The sequence below is a fragment of the Alteromonas abrolhosensis genome (genome assembly GCF_001953635.1).
Taxonomy (GTDB): Bacteria; Pseudomonadota; Gammaproteobacteria; order Enterobacterales; family Alteromonadaceae; genus Alteromonas; species Alteromonas abrolhosensis.
In genome coordinates this window covers 588,385-606,678 of record NZ_MEJH01000003.1, presented here as the reverse complement: position 1 = coordinate 606,678, position 18,294 = coordinate 588,385, and the positions used below count along the sequence as shown (strand labels likewise).

General features: G+C 43.9%; 10 protein-coding genes. 4 read left to right on the top strand and 6 right to left on the bottom strand.

The window, feature by feature from the left end:
* Nucleotides 1-6 precede the first annotated feature (6 nt).
* The 4 genes from BGK61_RS04780 to BGK61_RS04765 form a co-directional block, all read right to left on the bottom strand.
* Nucleotides 7-1,509, bottom strand: a complete 1,503-nt coding sequence (locus BGK61_RS04780) for a tryptophan halogenase family protein (RefSeq protein WP_076010976.1) — start codon at nt 1,507-1,509, stop codon at nt 7-9.
* Nucleotides 1,510-1,659: 150 nt separating this feature from the next.
* Entirely contained in the window at nt 1,660-4,563 is a 2,904-nt protein-coding gene (locus BGK61_RS04775) for a TonB-dependent receptor (RefSeq protein WP_014999128.1), read from the bottom strand.
* A 347-nt stretch (nt 4,564-4,910) separates the two neighbouring features.
* Nucleotides 4,911-5,489, bottom strand: a complete 579-nt coding sequence (locus BGK61_RS04770) for a thymidine kinase (protein ID WP_014999127.1) — start codon at nt 5,487-5,489, stop codon at nt 4,911-4,913.
* Nucleotides 5,490-5,493: 4 nt separating this feature from the next.
* Nucleotides 5,494-7,512: a putative bifunctional diguanylate cyclase/phosphodiesterase gene (locus BGK61_RS04765; RefSeq protein WP_076010975.1), complete on the bottom strand. Its 2,019-nt coding sequence runs from the start codon at nt 7,510-7,512 to the stop codon at nt 5,494-5,496.
* 547 nt (nt 7,513-8,059) lie between these two features.
* On the opposite strand from BGK61_RS04765, the gene BGK61_RS04760 reads away from it, so the two are divergent.
* Nucleotides 8,060-10,570: a TonB-dependent receptor gene (locus tag BGK61_RS04760; protein ID WP_076010974.1), complete on the top strand. Its 2,511-nt coding sequence runs from the start codon at nt 8,060-8,062 to the stop codon at nt 10,568-10,570.
* 72 nt (nt 10,571-10,642) lie between these two features.
* Here the strand turns inward: BGK61_RS04760 and BGK61_RS04755 are convergent, their stop codons facing one another.
* A complete protein-coding gene (locus BGK61_RS04755; RefSeq protein ID WP_076010973.1) occupies nt 10,643-11,359 on the bottom strand; it encodes a type 2 periplasmic-binding domain-containing protein in 717 nt (238 codons plus the stop codon).
* A 144-nt stretch (nt 11,360-11,503) separates the two neighbouring features.
* Nucleotides 11,504-13,753: an acyl-CoA dehydrogenase gene (locus BGK61_RS04750; protein ID WP_014999123.1), complete on the bottom strand. Its 2,250-nt coding sequence runs from the start codon at nt 13,751-13,753 to the stop codon at nt 11,504-11,506.
* Between the two features lie 260 nt (nt 13,754-14,013).
* Here BGK61_RS04750 and BGK61_RS04745 point away from each other — a divergent pair, with 260 nt between their 5' ends.
* Genes BGK61_RS04745 through BGK61_RS04735 form a run of 3 tightly spaced genes read left to right on the top strand, consistent with a single transcriptional unit; the run spans nt 14,014 to nt 18,285 of the window.
* Nucleotides 14,014-16,308, top strand: a complete 2,295-nt coding sequence (locus BGK61_RS04745) for an efflux RND transporter permease subunit (protein WP_014999122.1) — start codon at nt 14,014-14,016, stop codon at nt 16,306-16,308.
* Between the two features lies 1 nt (nt 16,309).
* Nucleotides 16,310-17,104 carry an outer membrane lipoprotein-sorting protein gene (locus BGK61_RS04740; RefSeq protein ID WP_014999121.1) on the top strand — a complete coding sequence of 265 codons (795 nt, stop codon included), beginning with the start codon at nt 16,310-16,312 and terminating at the stop codon, nt 17,102-17,104.
* The gene (locus BGK61_RS04735) at nt 17,101-18,285 is read left to right on the top strand and encodes a hypothetical protein (protein ID WP_014999120.1); all 1,185 of its coding nucleotides are present in this window, start codon (nt 17,101-17,103) and stop codon (nt 18,283-18,285) included. The genes BGK61_RS04740 and BGK61_RS04735 overlap by 4 nt, the downstream gene beginning before the upstream one ends.
* Nucleotides 18,286-18,294 lie beyond the last annotated feature (9 nt).

Genomic DNA, 18,294 nt, shown 5'->3' with positions numbered 1-18,294 from the left:
TGAGGTTCAGCCAGCTCTAAATAAGGCAGATTGCTTATCAAAGTTTAACGAGCAGCGATTAAAAAATGCGGCAAGTTTCTTCTCTTCAAAAAGATCACCGCTTTCCTTCAAAGAAGCGGGTTGATTAAGCGCTGGTGGCGGGTAAATACCATAGCCAGACAACAAACAATGCCATGAGGTTGTGCTGAAATGTCGTCCAATACCTTGCCGCTTAATTTCTTCAACAATGTCTCCTTTTCTGTACCACACATCAAGTAAACTAAGCAGTGATTCAGACAGCTTCATATTAGCTCTGTTGTCTCGCCAGTAGTCACTGTCATTGCGCCCGTTTAGTTTATAGTGACACACGATATAGTCTCGGACGCGTTCAAAGCGCTCTGTCACTTCCTGATTAAACGCCTGTCTCTGTTGTGAAGTTGTTTCGTTGAAGGAATAGTTGTCAGCGAAAAGCTCGATACTTGTTTGAACTAAGTGTAACGCCGTTGCTTCTAAAGGCTCTATAAACCCTTGTGATAAACCAAGGGCAAGGCAATTCTTCTCCCAGTGCCTTTCACATTGACCTACACGCATAGACAAATGTTTTGCTTCAACGTCGGTATTTTCTAATCCCAAGGCGCGTCGTAACTCACATTCTGCTGCGTCTTTATCTTGATAGCGCTGACTATACACATACCCGTTACCCGTGCGGTTGCGAAGCGGTATCTGCCAGCGCCAGCCGTTCGACATAGCGACGGACTCGGTTTCAACTGGCAAACTAGCACATGCAGGAGTAGGCAAAACTACGGCCGAGTCATTAAACAGATTATTGCCGAAGTCTTTGAACGATACGCCAAGCGTCTTTTGAAGAAGTAGCCCCGCAAAACCGGTGCAATCTATGAATAGGTCGCCATCAAGTGTCTGTCCGTCTTGACAAACGAGATGTGAAATGTCGCCAGACGGTGTGGTATGCACCGATTCAATATTGCCAACAATGTGTGAGACGCCTTTTAATTTAGCGCGCTCACGTAAGAAATGGCCAAGCTTGAGAGAGTCAAAGTGATAGCCATACTCTATATCGAATGGAAAGTTGTGCGAGGGAAGAGGAGCAAGGTTTTTCTTTGCCAAATACCCCGCCATTAGAAACTTATCCGGGCGGGTTTCAACATCGAGCCCTAGTCGTCTGGTCAAAGCGTTTACGTGAAAAGCCCGTTCGCTAAAAACGTCCAGCTGGCTAATAAATGGGTGAGAGTAACTTTGCAGGTCGTTGCCAGACCAGCCAGTAAACTTAATGTTCACTTTGTAGGTTGCCTGACACTGCTCCATCCACTCAAATTCTGAAATATCAAGGGTTTGGAAGAATCGCTTTAGGGTAGGTGTCGAGCCTTCGCCTACACCTATCGTACCAATGTCTTCTGACTCTATGAGTGTAATGGCCACAGCTTCATCGGCCCAGCGGTGGGCTAAAAGGTTGGCAGCCATCCAACCTGCTGTGCCGCCTCCAGCAATAACAATTCGGTGTGGTGTTGTCATTAAAGGCTCTGCAATAAACCAAGGATGAAATTAAACAGTATCAGAGTTGCGCATTACTGCCACACTTTACATGGCAGTAATGCAAAGCACATATCAATTGTTAAAAGATGCGTGCCATTTTTTACGTGCGTTCAGAGGGTATGACCCCTCTTAATAGAACGAATAGTTGAGGTTTAACATATAAGAAGGACCAAACTCGCGGCGAAGCGTAACAATGCCCGCATCATCAATGGTTTCTTCTTTCTCATCAGTCAGGTTGACGCCTTGTAACGACACTCTTAGCCCTTCCAAGTACTCAATTCCGCTATCTGCAAAATCGTAGCTAATTTGAGCATCGACTTGGGTAACGGCGTTACGAGTTGCTGGCTCAATTTTGTTTGAACCACCACGCTGATAAGTGAGGAACTCAGAACGATCGGTTGCCGCAACCCTAATCTCAAAGCCGTTCATCTCATAGTACGCTGTGATGCTGTACGTATTGTCTGATTGGCCTGGAATGGCTGTGCCATCTTCAAGCTCCGCATCTAGAATTGTCGCAGAAGCGGCAATACCAAATCCATCCAGTGAGTCAGTGAGCATTCTCAAGGGAACGTTGGCCGTTAGCTCAATCCCTTTCATTTCACCTTTAAGGCCATCTTCGAAGAATGAATAGAAGCCTTGGTCTGGCGGAGTTACTAAATCGCCCACTTCGTAAGGCGTGTCTTGCGGGCCGTAATTACCAGCAACATCCACGATCCTGTCATGGAATCCAGGGATGAAGTAGTTAGCGCCGTCATTGGTCACGTCATTGGTGAAATCAATAAGCTGGTTACCGTCACGGGTCCAATTAACCAAATCTTTATAGAAAAGCGCTACTGATACGTAACCCTCACCGTCGAAATAATTTTCGAATGAAAGGTCAAAGTTATTGGCTTCTAGCGGACGAAGGGTGGGGTTACCCGTAAATTTAGACCAAGGCGACCCAAACTCTCTTACCGCCGCTTCAGAATTTTCTGTGGCAATCAGTTCAATATTTTGGTCAAACTTAACAAAACCCGACGCTTTCATTTGATCGATACGCGCTCGACTAATGGTTTTCGATGCCGCCAAACGCAAGTAGCGATTTTCATTGAGTTCGACACTTACGTTCAGGCTAGGTAGAAAGTGAGAGTAATCGTCGCCATCGGTAATGATACAGTCTGCATCAACCACTTGGTTGCCATCGTCGTCACACACGGCAAAGTTCGGTCCCACAATACCAATGAAACCGGTTGAGCTTTGGTCCGTTTGTACATATTGTGCACCCACGTTACCTTTTACATTGAAACCTTGAACTTCAGTCTCAAAGTCTAGCTGGGCGTATAATGTGGTTACTTCTTCATCAATGGTGTAGGTATCACCTAAACGGTCAGGCTCTAGAAGCCCTGCATCATTAAGCGTATATTCACCATCGTTGTAAGGGGCAAAGCCATCGTAAGCTACAACGTAACCCATACCAGCCCAGGTTAAGTCAGCTAACCCGTTATACAGGTACTGCTCAGGGATCGCCTCAGAAAATGGATATGACGACGCAGTTGCAAAGAAACCTTTGTTATCTTTTGCTTTGTATCGGTCGCTATAGTTTACGCCAGCCGTTAAGGTGTTGAATATCCCCCAATCTACATAGCCTACTGCCTCGAAGCGTATTGTGGTCAGCTCTTCTTCAAAATCAGCAAAGTTCAGGAAGCCATCTTGAGCGTTGAAGTAGCTGTAGGGTTGACCATTTGCTTGTAAAACATCCGTAGTAAACTGGTCGGCAATGTTAGCCATACCGCCACCCCAAACTTGAGGGCCCGCTAGTTGTAACATGGTGGGATCAGAGAATGCATCAAGGCCGCTACTGCCGGTAAAGAAAATACCATCAGTGCTCATTTCGAATTGACGTGAACCTAATTGTCCTTCGCCGAGCGCACCAGAACGCGCTAAACCAGCGTATGATTCACCACGCAAGTCACGTTTGTTCGACTCACTATCTGCAACGTCTAAAGTGAGAGACCACTCATCGTTTAAGTCGTACTTGATATTTAAACCGAAGGTTTGAAGCTCGCCATCTTTTTGCGCGGGGTCTGTGCGCAGTACTGGATTTGCGTTAACTTGTGTGCCCGAGTTATTAATGCCTGTACCGCTTACATTCGCCGCAGCGAAGGGTTCGATGAAACCGCGGATAACACCCGAGTCAGAATAATCAATATCTAGCGCATCAAATACGATATCTAGTCTATCAGTAGGGCGCCATTGAAGAATGGCTGAAATTGTATCGCGTTCTAGAACGCGGCTAATGGCCTGGGTATCTAGGCCGAACGGAAGTACTTGACCGTCGTCGTTCTCACCGTATCCCCAAACGCCGTATTTTCTTTCGTTTCTGGGGGACTCTGTAGATGCAATGGCAAGTGCGAGGCCCACAGTGTCATCGGCAAATTTTTCTACAAATGAAAGGGCAAAACGATTACCGCTATTGTCGAATTCAGGGTTATCTGAATCGTTTCCACCTAGCTCATAGACACCAGTAACGGTAAGTGTTTCTTGTGCCGCAAGAGGGCGTACTGTCTGTAAGTCAACCGTGCCGCCTATGCCTTGGACAATAAGCGAAGCGTCAGAGGTTTTGTAAATAGTTGCGCCTGTCATGATTTCAGCAGGGTATAAGTCGTACTCTACGCCACGGTTGTCACCAATACCGATAAGTTCGCGGCCGTTTAGTGATGTACCCGTAAAGTCTTCTTTGAAACCACGTACTGAAATGCCCGACGTTCTTCCCCCAACGCGCTCGCCAGAAAGGCCTGGTAAGCGAGCAAGAGATTCTGCAATGGATGAATCCGGTAACTTACCGATATCTTCAGCAGAGATGGCTTCAACGATAGAGTCGTTATCCATCTTCACCGCTTGGGCGCGCATTAACGAGCCTCGGATACCCGAGACTTGAATAATTTCTACTTGTTCGTCTTCTGGTGTGTCTTGAGCAATTACCGAACCGCTATTTAGGGCTGCGGTAATGGAAAGCGCGATCAACGCGGGTTTGAACGTACTGTTGTGTTTCATGAGTGATACCTTGCTGAGTGTGTTAAACAAAGGTTTTGTTATTTACAACGTTTTAACAATAGTAGGTGTTAAGCTCAGAAGCAAGTGTTTTCTTAATTGTTTAAGAAAAGAGTTTTTAATTACGGTCTACATGCCTTATTTGAAAGCCACTAGTAATACTTAATGCTTTTTCCTGATCCTAAGTGAGTGCGCCAAGAATAACTCGGTAAGACTGATTGAATTCGGGAACAGAATGGAAGGGGTAAACGATTGGTTGATTTAGAAAGAGAAGCGGACAATAAATACTATAGCCCGCACCAGATAAGAGACTCAGTGACTTTTTTTACGGTTGATCACTAGATATGAAGTTAGTCCCAAACTAATTCTTTAAAGTGCTTACGGCACATCGACTCGTAGGTGTCGTTGCCACCAATTTGAACCTGATCACCGTTTTTTACTGCCTTACCGTTTTCGTCTAAGCGCACTACGAAATTGGCTTTTCTGCCGCAATGACAAACTGTTTTCAATTCAAAGAGTTTATCAGCCCACGCAAGTAGGTAATGACTACCTTCAAAGGTCTCACCTAAAAAGTCGGTACGCAGTCCATAGGCCAATACCGGTACATCAAGTTCATCAACGACTTCTACGAGCTGTCTAACTTGGTTTTTAGTCAGAAATTGAGCCTCATCGATGAATACGCAGTCTGGCTTTCGTTGTTCGCAATCTTGACGAATAGCTGTAAACAAATCATCGCCTTTTGCATAGAGTTTGGCATCTGCTTGTAAGCCAATGCGAGAGGTTACCTTACCAACGCCGTATCGATCATCAAGTGCAGCGGTGTAGATAACAGAGTGCATGCCACGTTCACGGTAGTTGTAAGCTGATTGAAGGAGTGATGTAGATTTACCTGCATTCATTGCAGAGTAATAAAAATAAAGTTGAGCCATGGTGTTAGTAGTTTTCGTTATACCAAGAAATTAGGTCGTTGGCGTTCATGGGTTTGGCAAAGTAAAAACCTTGTAGATAGTCGGTTCCAAGCTGCGATAAATGTTGCCTTTGCTGCTCGGTCTCAATACCTTCCGCTATAGTTTTACATCCAAACTCTTTTGCCATTAAAAGTGTCGCCCTTATTATGGTATCACTCTCTTCAGAGCTATTCTGTATAAAAGAGCGGTCAATCTTAATAAAATTAAAAGGCATTGACTGAAGGCGGTTTAAAGATGAATAACCTGTACCAAAATCATCAATGGATATTTTGACATCACGCGCTACAAGTTCACTCACTCGTTTGGTCACTAACTCTTTATTAATGGCGAATACACTTTCAGTTATTTCGAGGTAAAGCCGCTCTGGGGCGATCTTCGTGGTAGTTAGTGCATTGTCTAACACTTTGAAAAAACTGTCGTCGAGCAGTTGCGCCACCGACACATTTATCGACATCGCCAGACCGGGTTTAAACTGCCAATGAGAAAGGTCGATAAGTGCTCGGTTCAATACCCACGCGCCAATTTCTGGCATTAAACCACTGCGCTCGGCAAGGGGAATGAATGTGGCGGGTGAAATATGTTCCTCATCGCACTTCCAGCGCAAGAGGGCTTCTACAGAAGATAAAGCGTTGGTTTCAACATCAATGATTGGCTGATAAAAGACAGTAAACTCTCGATTTTCAATAGCTGAGCGCAATCGTTCACAAAGACGTTGCTCTCGTTTAATTTCGTTGTGCAGTGTTTCATTGAACACACCGATAGAGCCCCTTTGTTTGCGCTTTTGATCGTACATAGTCAGGTCGGCCTGTTGAATTAAATCAACAGCACTGTCGCCATGCACGGGGAACATGGCGATACCTATTGTGGCGTCTAGAGTTACTTGGTTGTCGTTTGCAATGATTGGAATGGTAACGCCGCTTCGCATAGCGTGAGCGACGGCTTTGGCAGTATCTACATTTGCATAGGGAATAACAGCAACGAATTCATCACCTCCCCATCTGCCTAAGTGATTTTCTTCCGTGTAATTGCGAAGTCTGTTAGCAATTTCCGCAAGCACAATATCGCCGACTTTGTGTCCCAAGCTATCGTTTACCTGCTTAAAACCATCTAAATCGATGAATAGCAGGGCAAGTGAGTTGTCCAAAGCGCGGGTGGTGTCGATTAAGCTGTTGAGATGTTTTAGAAAGCCGTTGCGATTAAGCAAGTTAGTCAGAGGATCTCTGTTCGATAAACGGTACAAATCAGCAGTTCTTCGCTCCACTTCCGCCTCTAGATTAGCATTGGATGCATCGAGCTTTTCGTTCGAAGCAATAAGCAGTTTGTTAACTTTCTCCGTTTCGCTACGCTCTATTCGCATTTGTTCCATCAGGCTGTTATTTCTAGCTTTAAGGTGCAACGTACTAATAAAAAATCGGTGGTAGCGAAAGGCACTGGCAAAAATACCAAACCAGAAAACCAAACCAAGCACACCTAAGATAAAAAACTTACCACTGGCGTCAATGATTGCGCATATCGACATGGGGACGAGAAGGGCAGTGGAGTAAAAACTAACAAGCTTTTTATTAGGAGACAGCACAGTGCCGGCGCCTCCCGCCATCGCAGCAAGAACTACCATCGTTGCTGCAAGTTCAATAGTGGTCATTGACGAGTAGAAAAGCACGGCGTAAAGCGCCCAAATAGTACCGGTTATATACAGTCCAGTGGAAAACCTTATTAATGCAGGACGAGGGTTGTAGGGCTTTCCTGCTAAGTTTGTTCGCCAATAGAGTGCATCTATTAGCCTTAGCAGAGATACGCAAACCATTACGCCCCATACTTGTAGCTTTAGAGTAAAGGTCGATGGTGAATCACTTTCGAAGAAAAAGACTAAGCCCGAAAAAGCAAAAATAGTCATCAAGAATCCGACAAAGCTATTACCGATTAGCATGTCGGTGGTATCTCGTTCTATTTCAATTTCTGATATGGATTCGGGATGCGTATTCAACCGTATAAAGCCTTTATGACATAATCATTAAATTCAAATGTGCTACTTCAAAAGCAAATGTAGTCCTACAAGGTCGAGCGCACTGTGCTGATGCTAATGCACTAAATATCTGTAGTATAGGACAAATATAATACATCTGATGGTCTCATTTAAAAATCGGACGAAAGTTCACTGTTCCAATTTGCTCAGCGGTGCCTCGTAATTCCTTAAACGTGAGTTTCATTCAGCTGAGGAAATATATTTTAACACCTCATCTTTATGACACTGTTTCAGCTAATGCAATCTCCTTGTCTTAATCGATAATGTTAGTTCTTTGTTATTTTCGAACGGCATGAATGATTAACTTATCCTCTGCCTTTAACCTTTAGTATATAAAAGGTTAAGCGATACACTTTTAACAGTTAAAGCGCTTCACAGAGTGTTTACAAATATATAGCTTTGTTATAAATTCTTAATCGATTAAGTTTTATTGTATTGCCGTATCCCTACCAATAAGGGGCAGAGGCTACCTTGGATTTAACAAATTCAACACATTGCCGGAGAAAAAATGAAAAAACATCACACACTCAATGCTTTGACCCTAGCGATTTGCGCCGCTTTTTCAGGGGCGGTTATTGCGCAGGAATCATCAACAGCTGATGCTGACACAAAGTCGAAAGAAAAGTTCGAACAGATTGTGGTTACCGCTGCACCGGGTGGTGCAACAATGCAAGAAGCTAGTGTTTCTGTAAGTGCATTCGATGAAGACGATATTCTTAAACTAGCTCCTCGTTCTACCGCTGAGGTATTTCGCGCGTTACCCGGTATTCGTGCCGAGTCTTCAGGCGGTGGCGGTAATGCAAATATTACTATTCGCGGTATTCCACTTGCGACGGGTGGTTCTAAATTCTTGCAAATCCACGAAGACGGTTTACCTGTTTTAGAATATGGTGATATTAACTTTGGCAATGCCGATAACTTTTTACGCTACGACTGGTCAGTAGCGAATGTGGAAGCAGTGCGCGGTGGTTCAGCGTCAACATTTGCAAGTAACTCACCAGGCGGTGTTATTAACTTGATCAGTAACACGGGCGAAGTAGGTGGCGGTGCCATTGGTACGTCATTTGGCGTCGATTACGAAGAGTTTCGTTTAGATTTTCGCTATGGCGGTGAAATTAGCGACGACCTTTACTACCACATTGCTGGCTTTGCCCGTGGTGGAGAGGGCCCGCGAGAAACGGGATACAATGGCGATCAAGGCGGTCAGGTTAAGTTCAATATCACTAAGATGCTAGATAACGGTCACATCCGTTTCTTCTATAAAAATCTTGATGACAAAGTATCAACATACCTACCTTCTCCGGTATTGGTAAAAGGCGATGGCAAATATGGCCCGGTACCTGATTACGATGCTAGCTCACAGGCATTAAACTCAGCTTACAACACAAATATTTCTACTTTTGACAGCTATGGTAACCCAGAGAATCGCGACGTCCGCGATGGCATCGAATCAAAAGTAAGCTCATTTGGCGTTGAAGTTGACCTCGAAGTGGCTGAAAACTTGTTCTTATTAAACAAGTTCCGTATTTCAGATATCTCAGGTGGTTTTATCGCGCCATTTACTGATGGATTCCCAGCGGGCCCTGGCGATGTATCGAATTTCGCTTCTGCACTTTGTGCCGGCGCTACTGACGGTGACGGAAATGCGCTGAATTGCGACAGTACAAGTGTTGTGCTCGCGAACGGACCTGGCGCTGGTGAAGTGTACACAGGAGAAGCATTTACAAACCTTCAGTTCGACACTCGAATCAACGATTTGGGTAACATGATCAACGATTTCAGCTTGCGAAAAGAGTTTGATAACGGTATCGACCTCACAGTAGGTTATTACTACTCAAACCAAGACATCGCCACAAGTTGGTCAAGCTGGCAGACATTTATTCAGACCCTAGACGGTGACAATTCACAGCTTCTAACAATTACAGATGGCGATGGCGTGGAACTTGTTTCAAACGGTTTATTGTCACCAAGCTTCCTTTCATGGGAGTGGGACTTAAACTATGTAACAAAAGCGCCGTACATGAACGTTGGTTTTGAATTGTCAGATAACATTCTTATTGATGCATCGGTACGTCATGACACGACCGAAGCTTCAGGTGAACTCATCAGCTCATGTTGCGGTGGAAATGCTGACTTTGACCTAAACGGTAACGGAACTATTGAGCAAATTGAAGATGCTTCAGCAATCAACAGCGGCTTCATTAGCGGTGGTGTTATCAACTTAAATCGCGCCGGTGCGTCTTCTCAAATTGTTGATTACAGTGCGAATAATACGTCTTATTCAATCGGTGGTTCGTACCTACTAAGCGCCAGTCAGACATTCTTTGCCCGTTACTCAAAAGGTGGCCGTGCTATCGCCGATCGTTTATTGCAGATAGGCGGTACATTGAATACAGACGGCAGCTTAACAAGTACAACATCGGGTTATGATACAACGAAGCAATTCGAGGTAGGTTACAAATACGGTACGAAAGACCTCATGGTTAACGCAACCTTGTTTGATACTGTTACTGAAGATACGCAAGCAGAGGTAACCAGTGGTTTAACCTTTATGCGCGAATATGAAGCAACAGGTTTAGAGCTTGAAGGCCGCTGGACAGCAACTGATAATTTCGTGCTATCCGGTAACTTAACGTGGACAGACGCTGAAATCAGTAAAGACGTAAACAACCCTGCACTTGAAGGAAATACTCCACGCCGCCAAGCAGATTGGATTTGGACTATTACCCCTGAGTACGTTACTGATACATGGTCTGTTGGTGCCTCACTACAAGGCTCGACAGAGTACTATGTTCAGGACAATAACGACCTTAAACAAGAGGGTTATAACCTTGTAAACTTGTTCGCCACTTATTGGGTGAACGACCAATTTTCTGTGTCGCTTAATGTGAATAACGCTACTGATGAATTTATCATCACTGAGTCAGAAGAAGGCTCAGCAGAAGTTGGTAGCTACATCAGAGCCCGCCCATTGAACGGCCGTACTACAGTGTTGTCGCTTAAGTATATGTTCGACTAGCAAACGTAGATGTAGTACGAATGTGTACTAGTGAATGTTCAAGCAACGCCCGCACTCAATGCGGGCGTTTTTTTATTCGCTCTTTGCGGTTTTGAGTAGCTGAAGCTGCTTGGCAATAGCCGCAGATAGTTCATCTATTAAATGGCTATGTTTCTTGTGAATAACATGCACCAACTCGTGTTCTACAAGAGGGATGTACTCAATTCCCGATTGTTCGAATATGGCTTCTTCAGAATAATCGCTCGGTAAAATAGCATAATCGAATCGCCCGTTGAGTAGTAAAGTGATTACATGATGAAAGTCATCAAATTCAAAGATGTCGGCATTCAACTCGCCAGGTTTGGCGTGCATGTTAAAGAAAAAGCGTGTGGTAACAGCTATCGCCCTATCGGGTTGCTGAATAATGCTTTTATTACACTCTACCCCTCGTATACATAATAAAAACGACGCGCCATGAGACAGTGCCGGAGGAACAATTACAATGTTGTTGTCAGGCTGAGAAGCTACGTCATAGCGAATAATGTCAGCATCTGTCATCCCTTCATTCAATAGGCGTAAGCCTCTTTCCCCACCCACTTTTTCGAATGTAACCTCGATACCGATATCTTGATACGCTCGCTTAATAAGAGGTTTATAGAAGCTGCTCACTCGGGGATGATTTAATTCTCCAACAACGAAATTAGTATCATCATGCTGAGCCTGAACTCTCGCACTGAATAAAAGAATTAAAGAAAAGAGAACAGCAACCGTTGAAACGGTCTGAAAGAAATCAGAGCGTATCGTTTTCACAACACAAATCCTTGTTAAAGAAAATAACGATAATCTAAGGGTAGAGTATGAACTGAACAATGAAAAGTGAATGTGAGTGACCCTAAACAAAAAGCCCCATCTCAAGGACGGGGCTTTATCAAGGACGCTGTTGTCTTTTATTGCTTACGCAGCGTTTTGACCGCCATCGATTGCTTTAAGCGTTTGAGACGCTGGAACAAGTTCCATATCGAACGTGTATTCATCTACACGCACTGCAAGCTTGCGCTTTTCGTTATAGTCGTGAAGCTTAGCGGCTTCATCAGCCGTTACTACGCCTTTTTCTTGAAGCTTGTTAAGTGCATGTTCAAAAGAAATGAACGGAACTACAGGCTCTTTGCGAAGTGCTTTTTGCACTTTGCCAAGAAGGTGCGCTACCGCGTGCTTCGCTTTGAACGCTTGCTCGTTGATGTCGTTGCCATCTCCAGGCGTAACGCGAACAAGGTGAGTCAGCTGCTCTTTCACGCTGTTATCTTGCATAGACGCGATAGAAAGCTCACGCACTAGGTCATCGCTGATACCCGCAACACTGTTGGTGTAGGTATTTGTAAGAAGACGCATTAGACCACGTGTCGCCGTGTTCGGGAAATTGTTGATAAAGTTAACAATTGCCTGATCAGCTTGTTGTAAAGACCACTGCATAGCGTATTCGAAATACGGTAGCGCAAGTTTTCTGTCTTCAATGCGCTGCTCGTAGAAACGAATTGCTGCCATTGCACCGTATAGGTAGCTCATTACGTCACCTAGACGTGCTGATAAAAGCTCAGCTTTCTTAAGGTCACCGCCTAGTACCGCAAGTGACAAGTCAGCAAGTGGTGCTAGTTTTGCAGAGATGCTGTTTACACGCTTCTCATACTTGCGAACTTCTGGTAATGCAGACTCGCTCTCGCGTAGGAAAGGAAGGTATCCTTTACCTAGGCTGCGGAATGCATTTTTAACGCTGAAGCCAACTGTTTTACGAAGCACTTTGTTGAACTCTGCATCCGCAGAACTTTCGTTGCTGTGGATTAGGTCAACCATGTCTTTAAGGTAAGGGTGACAACGCATTGCACCTTGACCAAAGATCATCAGGTTACGGGTAAGAATGTTTGCACCTTCTACAGTAATAGCAATCGGAAGCGCAGAGTAACCGCCAGCTAATGTATTCTGAGGACCACGCTGAATTGCTTTACCTGCCTGAATGTCCATAGCAGAGTTCATCACATCACGACCTAGTTCAGTCATGTGATATTTAGCAATAGCGGTAACTACTGATGGCTTAACACCTAGGCCTAGGCCTTCAGTTGTTAACACACGCATCGCTTCAAGTAAGAACGTCTTACCCGCGATGTCTGCCATTTTCTCTTGGATACCTTCAAAGCGACCAATTGGAAGACCAAACTGCTCACGTACGAATGAATACTCAACCGTGCCTTTAAATGCTGATTGTGCAGTTGCTACACCCATTGCTGGAAGTGAAATACCACGACCTGCACCTAGACAGCTAACTAGCATCTGCCAACCACGACCAATGTTCTTTTGACCACCAATGATGAAGTCCATAGGAATGAACACATCTTGACCACGAGTAGTACCGTTGTAGAAACGTACGCCCATTGGGTCGTGACGGTTACCAAGTTCAACACCTGGGTGAGACTTAGGTAGAAGGGCACAGGTAATGCCAAGCTCTAGTTTGTCGCCAAGTAGTTGGTCTGGATCGAATACTTTAAACGCAAGACCTAGTACGGTCGCAATTGGTGCAAGTGTAATGTAGCGCTTGTCCCAGCTTACGCGTAAACCAAGCACTTCTTCACCGTTGAATTCGCCTTTAGTTACGATAGCCGCGTCAGGAATAGCACCAGCGTCAGAACCTGCTTCAGGGCTAGTAAGCGCGAAGCACGGAATATCGCGACCGTCTGCTAGACGAGGTAGCCAGTAATCTTGCTGCTCGGTCGTACCATAGTGCATGAGAAGCTCGCCTGGACCTAATGAGTTAGGAACCATAACGGTTACTGCAATGGCACCGCTTTTCGCTGCGATAGTGGCAACGATAGTAGAGTTTGCATACGGGCTGAACTCAAGACCACCAAATTTCTTTGGAATGATCATAGAGAAGAAACGGTTCTTACCTAGGAAATCTAAAATCTCCTGAGGGATGTGCTTGCCGTTGCCTAGTTCAAAATCATCGACCATGTTCAGTAACTCAGTTACTGGACCGTCCATAAATGCTTGTTCTTCTGCGCTCAGTTTTGCCTGAGGGATATCGCGTAGTGCCTGCATGTCAGGCTTACCCTGATAAATAGAAGATTCAATCCACACGTCACCCGCATCTAGGGCTTCTTGTTCTGTGATTGAAATTGGGGGTAATACTTTCTTTAAGCTAGTTCTGATACTCATAATAACTCATCCGCTCATCTGACCAGTTGTATTTCTTTATACTACAACAAATTCACAAAAGATCAAAAAAATTCGCTACGTCAAGCCCTGTGCAACATGTTTCTCCATTTTTATCAATGGTTTATGCTTAATATAAAGAGGCTTGTTTATAGTGAAATATACGTACGTGAGAATTTTATGGATAATTAAATTTTTGTGTGGGTTATGTTAATCACTGTTTTGAATGTAAAATTTCCTTATACCAGACTAAGGACGTTGTGATGCCCCATAAATATAACCGCCTGCCTTTCGCTATCCGGTCGCCTATTATTTCGCTTGCTCTCGTTTTCATTGTCACTGTAGTCGCAATGATTGGGGCTCAGAATTTGTATTTTAGAGGCGATTATAAAGTGTTCTTCGAACCAGATAATCCTCAGCGGCTCGCCTTTGAAGAAATGCAGAACATATTCAATAAAAGTGAAAACGTAGCGTTTATGATTGTGCCGGAGGACGGCGAAGTACTTAAGCCTGCTACGCTTGAGCTTGTCGTCGAACTTACCGAACAAGCGTGGCAGTTGCCCCTTTCTACAAGAGTCGAGTCTATATCTAATTTTCAACATACCTATGACGAAGATGGGGACTTGGTGGTAGAGGATTTAATAACGCAGCAACCTTTGAGTGCAGAGGCTATTAATGATATCGGTGATGTCCTTACCAATAGCCCTGAGCTCTACGGTCGTTTAATTTCTAGATCAGCTGATGTGACGGTAGTGGATACGACTATTCAGTTGCCAGACGGAGATCAAACACAGCAAGTTATCGAAATTGCCGCTGCGGCAAAAGAAATGAAAAGCATGTATGAAGCCAAGTACCCAGGGCACGAAATATATCTAACCGGTATGGTCGTAATGAACGACGCATTTGCTGTTGCAGCTCAACAGGACGCGGAAACACTTATCCCACTTATGTTTTTGCTGATTTTTGTTGCCATCGCTCTCATTGTCCGCTCGTTATGGGCCGCAGCATTTACCATTGTTGTTGTTTTAGTGTCAGTCGCTATTACCATCGGGATTACCGGCTGGTTCGGCATTTATTTGAGTACCGCCACTGTTAACGCACCTACAATGATCACTACCCTTGCTGTGGCGGACTGCATACATATTATTGTCGGCGTAAAGTATTATCTAAGCCAAGGGCTAGGAACAAAAGAAGCGATACAGAAGAGTATAGATGTAAATAGAAAGCCAATATTTATAACCAGTATCACGACTGCAATCGGATTCATTATGCTCAACTTTTCAGCAGTGCCAGTGCTTGCTCATTTGGGCAATATGACGGCACTTGGTGTGATGTTAGCCTGCGTTTTCTCACTTACGATACTGCCTTCTTTGCTGATCTTACGCCCCCTTAAGCCTTCTACAGCAATTCGCAACACTGTGTTTAAGCATTGGGCGCTAGTAGTTAATACGCATCATCGCAAGTTACTTCCTGTATCGCTTATCGTAATTGCTGGCATTAGTTTATTTGCGACAAACAATGTTTTAAATGATGTGGCAGTAAAATATTTCGATGAACGCAGTACCTTTAGGCAGGCGGTGCAAGTCAATGAAGAAAAGCTTGGTGGAATGTCTAACATTGATTTCGTTATCTATACGGATACGCCATACGGCATTACAGAACCCACTTTTTTGCAGGAGATTGAATCGTTCGCAGAGTGGCTTAGGGCGAGGGAAGAGGTTAATCATGTCCTCTCATTTACTGATACACTTAAACGATTGAACAAAAACATGAATGGGGATAACCCTGATTACGCTGTTATTCCTACAGATGGAGAGTTGGCCTCTCAATATTTGCTGTTGTATGAGATGTCTTTACCGTTTGGGTTAGACCTTGGAAATCAAATTGATATTGATAAGTCTGCTCTTCGGGTCATTGCGGTAATAGATAATCTAGGTAGTCGAGATATCACTGCCTTAGAAAAAGAGGCTAAAGCATACTTTTTAAACCAGACAAACGGGTATCGTATCGAAGCGGCTAGTCCACCTCTCATGTTTGCGCACATTGGCGAGCGCAACATGAAAAATATGGTTTGGGGGAGTGTATTTGCGCTGGTTCTAATATCAATACTCATATTATTCGCCCTTAAGTCGATAAAACTGGGCGGTATTAGTTTAATTACTAATTTATTACCTGCTGCAATAGGTTTCGGTGTTTGGGGGCTGATCTCTGGTGAAATAAATATGGCCTTGTCTGTTGTAATCAGCATGACGATGGGCATTATTGTCGACGATACAGTTCACTTCTTAACGAAGTATCAAGTGGCGAAATCACAAGATTTATCTGCGGCAGACAGTGTTGTTTATGCGTTTGAAACCGTAGGTATGGCATTAACAACTACTACAGTTGTACTAGCAATGGGGTTTGCAGTACTAGCGTCTTCAAGTTTCGTTTTAAATGCCCATATGGGTATGTTGACGATTATCATTATATTGGCGGCGCTATTGGTTGATTTTATTTTCTTGCCAGCTTTACTTGCATGGTTGGGAGATTCAAAGACGGTCCATAAGGAGTCTTAATATGAAGAGATTATCGAAAAGGTTTTTTTTACTAATCGTATTTATCGCGGTGCATTTTAGCGTAGCTGCAGAGATTCAGGGGGACGAAAAGGCTATTGCCATAGCTAAAGAGCGTAAAGCAAGAGACATTGGCTGGGGTACAAACGAAGCTAAGGTTCTTATGGTGCTGAAAAATGCACAGGGAAATGAAGCAACACGAGAGCTCAAAGTTAAGACATTGGAAGTAGTGGACGATGGTGACAAAGCATTAACTATCTTTGAATCGCCACGTGATGTGAAAGGTACTGCTTTTCTCAGCTTTTCACATGCGTTGGAGGCAGATGAACAATGGATCTTTTTGCCAGCGTTGAAGAGAGTTAAAAGAATATCTTCTAAAAGTAAAAGCGGCCCCTTTGTCGGGAGTGAATTTGCGTTTGAAGATATGACCTCGTTTGAGGTAGAGAAATTTTCTTATGTGTTTTTAGGTGAAGAAAAAGTGAATGGAGAGGAGTGTTATGTTCTAAAGCAAACTCCTCAATATGAGTTTTCTGGTTATTCGTACCAAAAAGTGTGGATAGATAAATCACATTATCGCGTACAAAAAATAGAATTTTATGACCAAAAAGAAGCGCTGTTGAAAACGCTTGAATTATCTGATTATAAGCTTTTTAAAGATAAGTATTGGCGACCAATGAAAAGCTTTATGCGCAACGTACAGACTAGGAAGTCAACGTATCTGTTAACTGAAGAAATGTCATTTGATACAGAACTAACAGACAGTGACTTTGATAAAAACAGTTTAAAGAGAGTTAGATGATTAGAAAAATTCTCGGCCTCGCACTCTCGGTAAGTTTAACCCCCTCAATCAATGCGGTAGAAGTGACAGGTTCAGCCGGCGTTGATTTGCGTTACTACTTACAAGATGCGTTATATCCACAGCAAGAGCGCACATATAGCTCACTATTTGTCTCTCCTGAGCTCTATAGTGAGTTCAACGAAGGGCAAGATACGCTTATTTTCAAACCATTTTATCGTGTTGATGAGCACGATTCTGAGCGAACTCATGGCGACATCCGAGAGTTACAATGGGCACACTATCAAGATGACTGGGAAACAAAAGTTGGTATAGGTAAGGTTTTCTGGGGCCAGACAGAGTCACTTCACCTTGTTGATATTATTAACCAGACTGATGCGGTTGAATCGGTTGACGGGGAAGCCAAACTAGGCCAGCCAATGGTTAGTTTTTCCTATTTTTCTAACTACGGCAATTTCTCTGCTTTTGTTCTTCCGTATTTTAGAGAACGCACGTTCCAAAGCAGTGAAGGGCGTATACGTCCACCTTTGGCAATTTCTGATGCGATTTATGAATCATCCAATGAAGAAAGCAACGTTGACTATGCCTTGCGTTGGCAGTCATCAATTGGTGATTGGGAAGTGGGATTGTCATATTTTACAGGAACGACAAGAGAGCCTGAGTTGGTAACCACTCAATCTTCTGATGGAACAGTGTCTATAAATCCTTTTTACGCCCAAATTGATCAAGTGGGATTGGATCTTTTAAAGGTGAGCGGCGCTTGGTTACTTAAACTTGAGAGTATTTATCGTAAAGGGCAGTCTGAGGACTTTGCAGCTGTCGTTGCTGGATTCGAATATACCCAAGAAGGCGTCCTTGGCAGTCGTTATGGTTTAGGTTATTTGGCTGAGTATCAGTATGACCAGCGAGATGATAACTTTTTCGCTATTGGCCAAAACGACTTAATGTTAGGATTGCGAATTATTGCCAATGATATCGCTGGGTCGGAAATATTGTTGGGTTTTGTAAAAGACTTGGATGAAAAATCCACCTATTCCGCATATCTTGAGGCAAGCAGTCGATTGTCTGCCAACTGGCGCTGGAAAGTGGACGGGTATTTCTTTTCATCGAATGACGAAGAAGATCCATTTTTCTTCTTAAGACGTGATGACCACGTCCAATTTTCATTAGAGTACTATTTTTGAGGTTAGGGA